This is a genomic window from Streptomyces sp. NPDC031418 (assembly GCF_055581605.1).
Genome location: NZ_JBVIJC010000036.1, coordinates 44,020 through 56,727, shown reverse-complemented (window position 1 = coordinate 56,727; position 12,708 = coordinate 44,020). Strand labels below are relative to the sequence as shown.

General features: G+C 68.5%; 7 protein-coding genes and 2 pseudogenes. 7 read left to right on the top strand and 2 right to left on the bottom strand.

The features are described 5' to 3' along the window. Positions 1-81: 81 nt before the first annotated feature. From ACZ5CZ_RS36715 to ACZ5CZ_RS36705, 3 genes and pseudogenes are all read left to right on the top strand, one after another. Entirely contained in the window at positions 82-1,026 is a 945-nt protein-coding gene (locus ACZ5CZ_RS36715) for a TIGR03619 family F420-dependent LLM class oxidoreductase (RefSeq protein WP_385848372.1), read from the top strand. Positions 1,027-1,448: 422 nt separating this feature from the next. After that, positions 1,449-2,861, top strand: coding sequence for a M1 family metallopeptidase (locus tag ACZ5CZ_RS36710; RefSeq protein ID WP_468949089.1), 1,413 nt, complete (start codon positions 1,449-1,451; stop codon positions 2,859-2,861). Positions 2,862-4,123: 1,262 nt separating this feature from the next. Next, positions 4,124-4,931 (top strand): annotated as a pseudogene (locus ACZ5CZ_RS36705) (IS5 family transposase); the annotation flags it as partial. Positions 4,932-4,958: 27 nt separating this feature from the next. On the opposite strand, the gene ACZ5CZ_RS36700 reads toward ACZ5CZ_RS36705, so the two are convergent. After that, positions 4,959-5,792 (bottom strand): class I SAM-dependent methyltransferase, encoded by an 834-nt coding sequence (locus ACZ5CZ_RS36700; RefSeq protein WP_468949087.1) that lies wholly within the window; start codon positions 5,790-5,792, stop codon positions 4,959-4,961. Positions 5,793-6,009: 217 nt separating this feature from the next. Continuing rightward, positions 6,010-7,278 carry an IS701 family transposase gene (locus ACZ5CZ_RS36695; RefSeq protein ID WP_468949086.1) on the bottom strand — a complete coding sequence of 423 codons (1,269 nt, stop codon included), beginning with the start codon at positions 7,276-7,278 and terminating at the stop codon, positions 6,010-6,012. 110 nt (positions 7,279-7,388) lie between these two features. Here ACZ5CZ_RS36695 and ACZ5CZ_RS36690 point away from each other — a divergent pair. From ACZ5CZ_RS36690 to ACZ5CZ_RS36675, 4 genes and pseudogenes are all read left to right on the top strand, one after another. After that, positions 7,389-8,243 (top strand): annotated as a pseudogene (locus tag ACZ5CZ_RS36690) (IS5 family transposase); the annotation flags it as partial. Positions 8,244-8,271: 28 nt separating this feature from the next. Beyond that, positions 8,272-8,544 carry a hypothetical protein gene (locus tag ACZ5CZ_RS36685; RefSeq protein WP_468949123.1) on the top strand — a complete coding sequence of 91 codons (273 nt, stop codon included), beginning with the start codon at positions 8,272-8,274 and terminating at the stop codon, positions 8,542-8,544. 375 nt (positions 8,545-8,919) lie between these two features. Beyond that, positions 8,920-9,099 carry an MbtH family protein gene (locus ACZ5CZ_RS36680; RefSeq protein ID WP_385848478.1) on the top strand — a complete coding sequence of 60 codons (180 nt, stop codon included), beginning with the start codon at positions 8,920-8,922 and terminating at the stop codon, positions 9,097-9,099. A gap of 104 nt (positions 9,100-9,203) precedes the next feature. Further along, a complete protein-coding gene (locus ACZ5CZ_RS36675; protein WP_468949085.1) occupies positions 9,204-12,452 on the top strand; it encodes a condensation domain-containing protein in 3,249 nt (1,082 codons plus the stop codon). The last annotated feature ends 256 nt before the right edge of the window (positions 12,453-12,708 follow it).

The following is a 12,708-nucleotide window of genomic DNA, read 5'->3' as shown; positions in this document are numbered from 1 at the left end:
GGGCGGTGCGGGAGTTGAGTGTCGCGACAGGGCGGCCAGTAATCGTCGCGTCGCCCTCGGACTGCCGTCGAAAGGCAACCCATGCCCCTGCTGGGCCTCGGTGTTTCTCTTCAACAGCGCTGGCCGCTCGACGACGGAGCCAGCGTGCTCCGCGCCGCACGCCACGCTGAAGACCTAGGCTTCGACCACGTTGCGGTCGGCAACCGTCTACTGGACAGCGGTTTCGGCCTCGACACGGACCCGCTGGTTCTGCTGTCGGCCGTCGCCGGGGCGACGACGCGCCTGCAACTGCTGACGTCCGTACTCGTCGCGCCGTACTACCCGGCGCTGGTGCTCGCCAACCAGGCAGCCACGCTGGATGTCGTATCCGGAGGACGCTTGATCCTGGGCGTGGGCACCGGCTGGAATCCTGACGAATTCGCCGCCGTCGGGGTACCCGCCCGTGAACGGGGTGCACGTACCGACGACCACCTCGCCGCTGCCAAGGCCCTGTGGGCCCGGCGCCCCGCAGACTTCGACGGGCCGTTCACGACACTGCACCAGGCGCACTTGGGAGTGCCTCCGGTCACCACCGGCGGTCCGCCCATGTGGGTTGGCGGACACAGCGACGCTGCCCTGCGCCGTGCGCTGCGGTTCGGCGACGGCTGGTACGGCACAGGCGCCGACGCCGTGGAGATCACCGACGTCCGGCGCCGCTTGCGTGACCTCGCCGAGGCACAAGACGCCGATCGTCTGACGCTCGCGTCGGCCGCGTTCCTTACTCCGCCGGGTCTGCCTGCGGCGGTTCCGCCACCGGGACGACCACTGGCGGCACTACGCCCACTGCAGAGAGCGTTGCCGACGACCTCGGTCGGCTCGCCGAGGCAGGGCTTGCCGCTTGCACCCTGGGGCTGCCTGTCGCGGCTGAACATGTCGAGAAGGCCATGGAGTGGGTCGCAGCCGAGGTGGCACCGCGGCTCACCTGATGCCGTGGCTGGAAAGACCCCCAGTTTGATCAAGCTGCCGCTTCGGGGACGTCCGCCCTAGCCGGTTCGCGGGTGGCGTACTGCTCCGCCGAGAGCCTGCCAACCTGCGGGTTCATGGCGAAGGAGGCCATGGCGTCGATACAAGCGGCCGATCCGGGCTTCAGCGTACGGAAGGCCGGGGACTGATCCACTCCCGTCTCGTCGCCGCCAAAGGACCTGCAGCCAGGGCCGAGCTCGCCGGGGGTGAGAAGCCGTTGCTCGAGCTGGCGGGCGGTCAGCTGGAGCATGCCCGAGCCCGCAGCCGGAACGGACGACCAGTTCCTCCTCGTCACCGACACCGCCAACCAGCAGCACCGTCCCGGAGCGCCGCGCCCCTGCCCTTCCCGGCCGGGCGCGGCGCTGTGCCAACCGCGCGGGCATGTGTCGGCCGTGGGGAACCCTGTGACAAGATCCGCTGGCATGTCATCTGTCATGTCGTCTGCCATGCCTTCGTCGCCCACGGGCCCCTCAAGAACCGGTTGCCGTCTGCTGGTCGCCCTGCTCGCCCTGCTCGCGACAGCAGGCTCCACCGTGGCCGAGGCCGGCACGCCGTCCGGCCCGGCGCCCGGCGCCGCGGTGAGAGCGGCCGAACCCGCGACGCCCGACCGCCCCAGCTACGACGTGAAGCTGCGCGCCGACGCCGACGGCTCCCACTGGGCGGGCCGGCAGACGGTGTCCTTCCGCAACGCCTCCAGCCGGCCCCTGCGTGAGGTGTACATACGCCTGTGGGGCAATGGCGAGGACGGCTGCGGGACATCCGGAAGGCCGTCCCCCGTCCGCGTCTCCCACGTGCGCGGCGGCACTCCGGGCCGCCCCGGCGTGAAGTGCACGGCGCTGCGCATCGCTCTGCCGAGGCCGCTCGCCCGCGGTGAGCGGACGGCCGTCTCCTTCGACGTGGCTCTCACGGTGCCCGCACGCAACAACCGCTTCGGCCGCGAAGGCGCGTTCCGCTTCCTGGGCAACGCGCTGCCGGTCCTCGCCGTGCACGACGCAAGGGGGTGGCACCTCGATCCGTATGTGTCGTACGGCGAGAGCTTCTACACCCTGGCGAGCGACTTCCGGGTGCGCCTCGACCACCCGTCCGCCCTCAAGGTCCCGGCGACCGGCAGCACATGGACCCGCCGCGGCGGTACCGGGCGTACGGTCACCTACAGCGTCGCCAAGCGGGTGCGGGACTTCGCATGGGCGGCGGGCCCGTTCCGCACCGCGACCCAGACCTCGCCCGACGGCGTGCGCGTGAAGTCGTACTGGTCGCCGAACACGCCCGCCGCCGGTGTCCGCCTCAACCGCAAGGACGCCGTCGCCGCCATCGACCGGTTCGGCAGGGAGTTCGGCCGCTATCCGTACGGCGAGATAGACCTCGTGATGACCCCCGGGTTCGCCGGCGGCATGGAATACCCCGGCCTGGTCATCCTCGGCACCAAGGAGGAGGGCGGCGCCACCGTCCATGAGATCGCCCACCAGTGGTGGTACGGCGTCGTGGGCAACGACGAGTACAACTCACCCTGGCTGGACGAGAGTTTCGCTCAGTACGCCAACGCGCGCTACTACCGCTGGGACGGGTTCGAGTGCTCGCCGGACGACTCCTGGCCGAGCGCCACCGCCGCGCTCACCAACTCGATGGCCTACTGGTCTACACACCGTAGCGAGTACTTCCAGGTCGTGTACGGGATCGGCCCCTGCGTCCTGGCCGAGCTGGAGCACGTCCTCGGGGCCGGCACCATGGCGCGCCTCATCAAGAAGTACGCCCACGACCACTGGTACGGCGTCTCCACCACCGCCGACTTCAAGAAGGCCGCACAGTCGATGACGCACAGGGACCTCGGCCCCTTCTGGCGCAAGCACCGCATCCGCTGAAGTCGCACTCCACTCGCGGGTGACGGCCGTACCCCGTCGGCGCCACGACGACGGAGACCGACGGGATACGCGGGCAGGACGGCGTCATTCCAGCGGTGCATCCCGGTTGATGGGGCTTCAGGAACTGAGGCACGACTGGAGGGTGGCCAGCGGGGGCTGACGCGCAGGCAGGCACAACTTCCGGTGATCACGAAGCGTCGGCAACGCCACGTTCGGCAACAGCTACACGAACGTGGGGAGCCGCGCAGGCGCGCGGTGCGACGGCAGTGTCCGCCGGAACAGTCGGGGAAAAGCTGGCGCAGCTCCCGCTGGACCTGCCACGTAACAACTGCAGAAACTGCGGCATCGTCTGCGATGACGCCTGACCGAGCCGGACCACGTGCGGGAACAGCTGGCCGCACCGGAAGGGACAGCCGACACCCTGCACCCCTTCAACCTGGCCCTCGCCCTAGCCTGCGAGAGCGCGGTGGAGGACCTGCACCGTCTCGCGGCGACCGCTGAAGGCGATGAGCGCGCGGCGCTCCGCGAGGTGGTGGCGCCTGTGGTGCGGGCCCTGGCGTGCGTGTGCGCCGGGGCGCCCGGGCAGGCGGCGGCGTTACTGGAACCGCTCGCCAACGTTCTGGAGGGGCTGGGAGGGGTGCGGTGGGAACGGGACCGCAGATGTGGAACATGGGATACAGCAGGGGGTGTGCCGGCCAATGGCCCCTGCTCTCCCCCGCCCCCTGACCCAAGCCGCCATCACTCCCCCGGCACCTCGCATCCGTGCCCGACGGTACGCGCCGGCGGGTGCCGTCCGACCCTGCGTGTGTGCGGGGACTCATCGGCTGGCCTGGGTGACGCCGCTCGCCAGCTGCCCCAGGAGGTCGGGAGCCACCCCCGCGGGCGCGGGGACGACTGCCTGCCGCTCCGCGAGGTGCGACAGCCGCTCGAGCTACCCCCGCGGGCGCAGGGACGACACGACCACACCCGCCACCACGCGGCCCCCCGCGTTCTCGCCTTCGCCAAGCTCGACGAGGCCGCGCCCACGCCCGGCTCAACGACGCCCGCGCCGCCGGCGCCGCGCTCGCCGCTTCCGAACGGCTCCTGGAACGCGCTGACACCGCCCTCGGCGGCGAACCCTCGTGGATCAGCTCCTACACGCCGGCCCGCACGGCCGCCGACGCCATCGAGATCCACCGGGACCTGAACCTGCCCGATGCCGCGCTGCGCTGGAACCGGCGCACCGCCCCGATGCCCGCCCATCAGCGGATCGTTGGTCCGATATGCCGCTAACTGACGTGCAGTGGGCGCGTGTCGAGCCTTTGCTTCCCGACCGGACGCCGAAGCCAGGTGGCCGATGGCGGGACCACCATGAGGTGATCGACGCGATCGCCTTCAAGTTCCAGACCGGAACGCAGTGGGTCCACCTGCCGGAAAAGTACGGCAACTGGCGGGGCGTCTATAACCGGTTGCGAATGTGGGCCGCCGACGACACCTCGGAGCGCGTGTTCATCGCGCTAATGGCTCAAGCCGACGCCGAGGAGGACCTGGCCTGGGCTGTGTCGGTGGACTCCACGATCGTGCGAGCTCATCAGCACGCGGCCGGGGCCCGCAAAAAGGGCCCTGGCCGGCGAACCGGCCGACCATGCCATCGTCCGGTCCCGCGGCGGGTTAACCGCAAAGATCCACATCGCATCCGACGGGCGCTGTCGACCCCTCGCGTTCACTCTCACCGCCGACCAGGCCAGCGACGCCACCGCCTTCACTGAAATCATGGCCCGTCTGCGCGTTCCCCGCCGCCGAGGACGGCCCCGCACCAGGCCCGACAAGGCGTACTCCTCCCGCGCGATCCGAGACCATCTGCGCAAACGTGGCATCCGCGCGGTGATCCCTGTTCCGGCAGACCAACAACGTCACCGACTGCGTCGAGGAAGTCAGGGCGGCAGGCCACCGGTCTTCGACCGCCAGACCTACAAGCAGCGCAACACCGTCGAGCGGTGCATCAACCGCCTCAAACAGTGGCGTGGCATCGCGACCCGCTATGAGAAGACCGCGACCATCTACCTTGCCGGCTCCACATTGCCGGCATCTTTCTCTGGTCCGCACGCTGACCATCGTCTACTCGACTTGAACCGCCAGCCGTTCAGCAACGACGAGCAGATGGCCGCTCATGCCATGAATGGACGGATCGCTGGCAGTCCTATAGGCGACGTTGAGCAGTCGCTGGTAGGCGTCGGGGTCTCGTTGTGCAAGAGCAGCGACTTGCGGCTGCGCCCAAGCCAGGATGCCCTGGGAAGCGAGCAGGCGCAGCACACGGAACCCATGGTCCTCGAAGAGCGCCGCGACGTCGTCAGGGCGGGTGAGGTATCCACCGGTGAAGCGTCCGGGCCGCGGGTCGTCGTAACGGCCTTCGTCCAGGATGAGGTCGACCGTACCTGTGGTGAAGGCGGCGGACCCTTGCTCAAGTACGGTGGACACCAATCGCATGTAGCGAGGCATCACGGTTGCAATCAGCAGCCCACCTGGCCGCAGGACTCGATGAGCTTCCCGTACGGCCTGATGGCGGTCGGTGCTGGAGGTCAGGTGGTAGAGGGGCCCCAGACATAGTTGGGCGTCAAAAGAAGCGTCCGGGAAGGCGCTCAGATCACGTGCGTCAGCTTCCGTGATGGCCTCCACGTTCGCGGCGTACTGCCGGGGTGCCAGCGTGACGCGATCTCGGGCAACGTCCAACAACGCGGGCGACAGATCGGTGAGCGTCACCCGGTAGCCGCGGTGCGCGAGCCACAGGGTCCATGGGCCCGGACCCCCACCATTGTCCAGAATCCGCGAGGGTGCAGGAGGCAAGTACTCCTCAAGCGCCCGCCCGTGCAACGCCCACTCAACGGCGCCGTCCGCGGGCCTGCTCAGCCGCTCGGCCTCGCGTTCTGCTGACTGCTCGTAGTAGTCCCGCACAGCGGCTACCGGATCGGGCTCAGTCGCTCTCGTCACAGACCTCATGATCGAGCCCCGGCAAGGCGGACGTCCCAGTTGCCGGAAAGGCTTCATGGCACGGACACATTAGCCTCTTGATCCAAACGAAGCGGCCTAGTAGTACTTCGTTAGGTTCTGGCTCTGGTTCTGCTTGTGGTTAGTGGTCGGCCGCAGGTGGTGCATGTGCCGGTCCAGCACCTCAGCAGGTCCTGGAGTGTGTCGAGGACCTGGTAGAGGGTGAGACCGGCATGTGTGCTTTTGGGTCGAGCCGCCGCAGGGTGAGGAAGGCCTGGGCGGCGGTGACGAGGGTGACGTGGTGGTGCCAGCCGCGCCAGGTGCGGCCTTCGAAGTGGTCCAGGCCCAGGCCGTGCTTGAGTTCGCGGTAGTCGTGCTCGATCCGCCAGCGCATCTTCGCCCATCGCACCAGGTCGGCGATCGGGGTGGTGGCGGGCAGGTTGGTCATCCAGTAGCCGGTCGGTTCGGCCGCTTCTGCGGGCTGCTCGATGAGCAGGGTCCGCAGGGGCAGCACACCGTTCCAGCGGCTGCGTCCGCCAGCCGCTTCCTGGGCGGTGCGGGTGGCCTCCTTGCCCGAGGGCCGCACCTGGAGCACGGAGAAGCACGAGGTCATCGCGCCTTTGCTGCCCTGCCGCCAGGTGACCTTCTCGAACACGGTGGTGTCGTCAACGAGGCCGAGCAGCGAACGGGGCCTGTCTCGGTAGCGGGGCAGCGTCGGTGGTCCGAGTCCGCCATAGGCGGGGTGATACGGCTCGGCACCGGCAGGTCGTGCGATCTCTTTGGGGTCGACCGCCATGACGTAGGACCAGCCGCGTTCCTCCAGCGCGAGGCGGAAGGAGACGCTACGGCCATAGCCGGCGTCCGCCACGATCACCGGCACCACCAGCCCCTGCTCGGCCAGCCGGTCCAGCAGCCCCAGCGCCAGACGCATCTTGGACACGTGCCCGATCTCCTCGGGCACCCCGGCCCGACGCCGCCGCAGCTGGTCGTCCGCCCATTCCTCGGGCAGGAACAGCTCCCACTCCAGCGGGCACGAGGCTGTGTCGGTGGCCGCGTGCACGCTGACCGCAACCTGGCAGTTCGCCCGCTTGCCCAACACCCCGCAGTACTGCCGGGCCACCCCCACCGACGCCGTGCCGCACTTGGGAAACGACACATCGTCGACCACCCACACCTCAGGACGGATCGCCTCGCACAACCGCTCAGCGATCCGCCGCCGCACCGGCAGCGGATCCCACGGCGACTGATTCACGAACTGCTGCAAGGCCTGCATGTTCCCGTCCGGCAGCCGCTCGGCCATCGGCTGGATCGACTTCCGGCGCCCGTCCAGCATCAGACCCCGCAGATAGCACTCACCCCACCGGCGCTGATCCCGCCGCGGCACCGAAGCGAACACATCGGCAACGAACTCCGCTAACTCACCCCGGAGCCGTTCCACTTCCCTCAACCTCATGCAGGAAAGCTGCCCACCACCAGGCGAGAACACCCGACGTAACGAAGCACTACTAGCGCGTGTTTTGAAAGTCGGCTCCGTTCCTCGTCCCGTGCCGTGATGATCTCGATGTGGGGCGAGGGGATCTTTCTGATGAACAGTGGGCGCTGCTGGAGCCGTTGCTGCCGGTCGCGGTGTCGGGCCGGCCGTCGCTGGGGCGGCGGAAGCTGATAGACGGGATCCGGTGGCGGGTGCGGACTGGTGCTCCGTGGCGGGATCTGCCGTCGGAATACGGGCCGTGGCAGACGGTCTACGGACTCTTCCGCCGCTGGCAACGTGACGGCACCTGGCCTGTGCTGCTGACCGGACTGCAGGCCCGGGCGGATGCGGCAGGGTTGATCACGTGGGAGGTCAACGTCGACTCCACGATCTGCCGGGCCCATCAGCATGCCGCAGGCGCCCGCCGCGACGGGCAGGCCCAGAAAGAACCGCCGGGCGGCACCCGCACGGAGCCCGACGACCACGGTCTGGGCCGTTCCCGAGGAGGCTTCACCACCAAGATCCATCTGGCCTGCGAACAAGGCCAACGGCCGCTGTCTTTGCTGGTCACCGCAGGTCAGCGTGGTGATAGTCCTCAGTTCGCCGCCATCCTGGAAGGCATCCGAGTTCCCCGCACCGGACCCGGCCGTCCCCGTGTCCGCCCACTGCGAGTGCGAGGCGACAAGGCGTACTCCTCCCGCGCCAACCGGGCCTACCTGCGCAAGCGGAGAATCCGCTGCACGATCCCAGAGCCCGCCGACCAGGCAGCCAACCGCAAACGGCGCGGGAAGGCCGGCGGGCGGCCTCCGGCGTTCGACCGCGAGGACTACAAGGCCCGGCACGCGGTCGAATGCGGGATCAACCGGCTCAAGCGCAACCGGGCGGTCGCCACCCGGTTCGACAAACTCGCCGTCCGCTTCGAAGCCACCGTTCTGATCGCCGCGATCGCCGAAAGCACAGGCAGCCTTTGGCGCAGTGTCCGCACAGCATGCATGCGTCCGCGACGCGCGCCAGTTGCTCGACATCGACACCGATCCGCATGCCGTGCGCGACGGCGACGGCCACCCTCCCGCCGGCGTGCGCGACGGAGACATCCAGTTCGGCAGAGTCGAGCGGCCGCGGCCGGGCGCGGTGGCCGAAACAGTCCGGGCACCGGCGTTCGACACGGACGTCGCCGGGTGCGGTGCCCGCGTGCCGTCCCAGCGCGACGCGCAGCACGGCGGCGGCGGTGACGAATTCGGCAGCTAGCACATCGCTTCGATACTGTGTAAGGCGATTTTTTTCTTCGGATGAAAGAATTCGGAAGAATCCGCTCAGATCTCCCAATACCGACGCCCACCAGACGACGACATGCCCGCCGGTAAGAGGGTAGGTGGGTGACGAAATCACCGTTCGACCATAGGAATCCGGCCATCGAAACGCCATGTGGCGCGGATCACTTGTGGCGCGATAATCTCACTGTAAGATTAGGACCACAGGCGATGTGGGCTGGCCAGCCACACCGACAGACCTTTGGGACCTTTTTACCTCACGCCTTGACTGACCATCAATGACGCATTACGCCCTCCGACTCCGGCGAGGATGTGACGGGGAGATAGTGCCTTGAGTGTATCTGTGTCCGACATGCCGCAATACGCGGTTGTCGTGAATGAGGAAGAACAGTTCTCCATCTGGAGGTCGGGACGGGAAGTCCCGTCCGGCTGGCGGCAGACCGGCTTCTTCGGGAGCAAGCAGGAGTGTCTGGCACCTATCACCGAAGTGTGGGTCGACATGCGTCCGGCCTCCCTTCGCGAGGACGTCTGATGATCGCGGTCGGAGACTTGCGGACGCCCCGGCGGGCGTCGCGCACGGTATTTCGTCGCATGATCTAGGGGGAAGTAGTGTTAGGCGGTCCCGCTGTTTCAGGGATGACTATCGAAGAACGCCGTGAGCTGGAGCGGAAACTCCTGCTCGCAGCCGCGCGAAAGCGGTCGGCGACATCAGTTCGGCCTGTGCCCGAAGCGAAGGGGCCAGTGCCCGTCTCCCTCGCCCAACGCCGGCTGTGGTTCTTCTACAAGCTCCGCCTGCACAGCTCGCTCTACCACAGCTCGGCCTGTTTCGAGCTGCTGGGCCCCTGCGACGTCGAGGCCTTGGCCAGAGCGGTCAACGGACTGCTGGTCCGCCATGGCATCTTGCGGACACGCCTGGTGGAGGGTGCGGACGGGGTGCCGCTGCAACACGTGGACACCCTCGGCGCCGACAGCCGCCTCTCCCTTGTGCCGCGCCCTGATGGGTTGACCGACCAGGCCTGGGAGTCCGAGGCCCGTCGACAGCTGACCGCATTCGTCAATCGGCCCTTCGCGCTCGAACGGGAATGGCCGGTCCGGTTATCCTGGTGGGCACTGGGCGAGCGGCGCAGCGTCATCGCCGTCAGCCTCCACCACATCGCCTCAGACGGGCAGTCGATCGACGTTCTTCTGCGTGACCTCCAGCGTATGTACGCGCGCGCGACAGAAACGTTGGATACACCAATCTTTCCGCTTCCCGTGCAATACGCACATTTCTCTCGCTGGCAAGAGGAGCGGCTGGGGAGCGAGGACTGGAAAAGTCAGATCGCCTATTGGAAGGACCGGATCTCAGGGCTTCCTCATGCGCTGGATATTCCCACGGACAGACCTCGCAGTGCGTGTCAGTCCTTTCGCGGTAACGCGGTGGAGATCACCCTGCCCGAGGACATTAGCCAACGCGTCCGGCGTTTCAGCGCACAGCAGAAGAGCACGGTCTTCACCACACTGATGGCCGCTTTCCACGTCCTCCTGCACCGGTATAGCGGCGAGGATTCCCTGGCGGTCGGCACACCGGTGTCCGGACGTCGCCGCCCCGAGTACCAGGATCTCGTCGACTTCTTCGTCAACACGCTCGCGATCCGCGCCGATTTCGGCCCGGAGACGACCTTTGTCGAACTAGTCCGGCAGGTCAGGGACGAACTGCTCGAAGGGCTCGACCGGCAGGACGGGCCGTTCGACCTCGTGGTGAATCACCTCGGCCTCGGGCGTCAGCTCTCGCACAATCCCGTCTTCCAGCACACGTTCCAGTACAACGCCGGGGGCCCCGCGGAACTCTCGCTGCAGGGCCTGGAATGCCGGCGGGTGTGGCCCGAGCCCCAGGCCAGCGACTTCGACCTATCGATGTACATCAACGAAACGGCCGACGGCTTGACCGGCTGGCTGTCGTACAGCACCGGCCTCTTCACCGAGCACACCGCCCAGCGGGTGGTGAGGCACTTCGTCACCCTCGTGGACGAGCTGCTCAGGCACCCGGGACTCCCCGTACGCAACGCGCGGTTCCTCGCCGCGGACGAGGTCCGGGAGCTTCTCGGCGAACTGGCCGGCGGGCCGCGGGCCGAGGTGCCACGCCGGTCCCTGCACGACTGCGTCGCCGAACAGGCACGCCGCCGTCCCCACGCACCCGCCGTCATGTACGGGGACGAGACACTCGGCTACGCCGATCTGTGGGAACGTGCCGGCCGCCTGGCTGCGGAACTACGCAGCCGCGGAGTGGGACCCGGTGACGTGGTGGCCCTGTTGCTGCCACCCTCGCCCGCCGTGAGCGTGGCCGTGGTCGGGGTCCTGCGGGCCGGCGCCGCATACCTCGGCGTCGATCCCCGCTTCACTGGCGCCTGGGTGGACCACGCCCTGGCCGACTCCGGGGCCCGCATCGTGGTTACCACACAGGAACTGCGCTCGCGTGGCGGCGGCCTGCCGACGCTGCTCCTGGACCCGCGCCGAGGCGTTTCCCTGAGCGAGCCCGCCGGGGCGCCCGATCCGGTCCACGCGGTGGAGGCGACCCCCCGGCGGCACGACCTGGCCTACGTCGTCTACACCGGCGGTTCCACCGGACGCCCCAAGGGCGTCATGATCGAGCACGGATGCCTGGAGTCCTTCATCCAGCACGGCATCGCGCCCCTGGCGATGACAGCCGACGACCGGGTGCTCCAGTTCAGCTCACCCAGCTTCGATGCCTCCGTCGAGGAACTCGTGGCGGCCTTCTCGACAGGTGCCACGCTGATCGTCCAGGACGAGAGGTTCGACCTGTCGCCCGTCCGCTTCACCGAGTCGTGCCGGCAGCGCCGCGTCACGGTGCTCGACCTGCCCACCGCGTACTGGCACGAACTCGTCGACGCCGGGACGAGCGCCGCCCTCGCCGTCTGCCCGGACCTGCGTCTGGTCTGCATCGGCGGCGAGGCCGCGGCCCCCGACCGGGTGCGTCGCTGGCAGACCGAGGCGGGCTCACGGGTCCGCCTGTTCAACGGGTACGGCCCCTCCGAGTGCACCATCACCGCCACCTGGACGGACCTGACGGAGACGCAGCTCGGCGACACCGTGCCGGTCGGCCGCCCGGTGGCCCGTGGGGTGGGCGCCACACCGCCGCCTCCGCTGCGCGTGCAGCCGGTGCGGTACGAACGGGACCTCCCCCGCGTCAAACACGTCGGCCTCTTCGGCGCGCTCCACGCCCGGCGCCGGGCCCAGCTCGCCGGAGCCGACGACGCGCTCTTCCACGATGCCGTCGGGCTCGTCTCCGAGGGTCCGACCTGGAACGTGGGCTTTATCCTCGACGGTCAGCTCGTCTGGCCCGACGCGGAAGTCCTGCCCGGCGTCACCATGGCCCTCCTGCGCCAGAGCGGCCACGACCACGTCACCGCCCCAGTCACCGTGGAGCAGGCCCTCACGGCGGAGGCTGCCTTCGCCGCCAACACCGCCGTGGGCGTCCGCGCCATCGCGGGCATCGCGGGCATCGCGGGCATCGGTCTGGCCACCGACCATCCGCTGCTCAAGGAACTCCAGCGGAAGTTACCTGTCCGCGGAAGGCGACGTTCTGTGAAGCGCGGTTTCGACCCGGCGCGTCACGGCCGTTGCTCCGGTCCTGCGTCGCTCCACAGTCCGTCCAGGCGGTCTCTCACCCACATCGCCGCCGCATCATCCGGGTTGCTCGCCATGCGCGATCTGCGCGGTCAGAGTCGGAACCTGCTCACCGGAACGAGGACGGAGCGACAACGGGCACCTCGACAACTGCATGGGCTCTCGGAACATCCCGATCATGCCCGCCGATCACGCCAGCGCACTGGGAAACTTCAGGATCCCCGACAGAGTCAAGCTGAGAATTGGAAGGCGGCATGACTGTACACGTGCCAGTGCTTCAGGTGTGCGTGCACTCGAGTCGCTGTGCCGTTGCCGCGGTGATCTCCTCGGCCGTGAAGGCGCGCATCAGCCCTGACAGCACCACGCCCGGCCGGCGCCTGAGTGTCGCCGCCGCGCGGGGCTGAAGCCGCCGCAGGACAGGGGCGCCGAGACACGTACGACCTCAGAGCCTGTGTCACATCCCGGGCGAACTCCGACGCTTTCCGACTACTCAGATTCATTCCGACTTCGTGGA

Bases quoted from the DNA above. Each gene is read 5' to 3' on its own strand.
- ACZ5CZ_RS36680 (WP_385848478.1), top strand. From the start codon at position 8,920: ATGCCGCAATACGCGGTTGTCGTGAATGAGGAAGAACAGTTCTCCATC.
- ACZ5CZ_RS36715 (WP_385848372.1), top strand. From the start codon at position 82: ATGCCCCTGCTGGGCCTCGGTGTTTCTCTTCAACAGCGCTGGCCGCTC.
- ACZ5CZ_RS36695 (WP_468949086.1), bottom strand. From the start codon at position 7,278: ATGAGGTTGAGGGAAGTGGAACGGCTCCGGGGTGAGTTAGCGGAGTTC.
- ACZ5CZ_RS36710 (WP_468949089.1), top strand. From the start codon at position 1,449: ATGCCTTCGTCGCCCACGGGCCCCTCAAGAACCGGTTGCCGTCTGCTG.
- ACZ5CZ_RS36675 (WP_468949085.1), top strand. From the start codon at position 9,204: ATGACTATCGAAGAACGCCGTGAGCTGGAGCGGAAACTCCTGCTCGCA.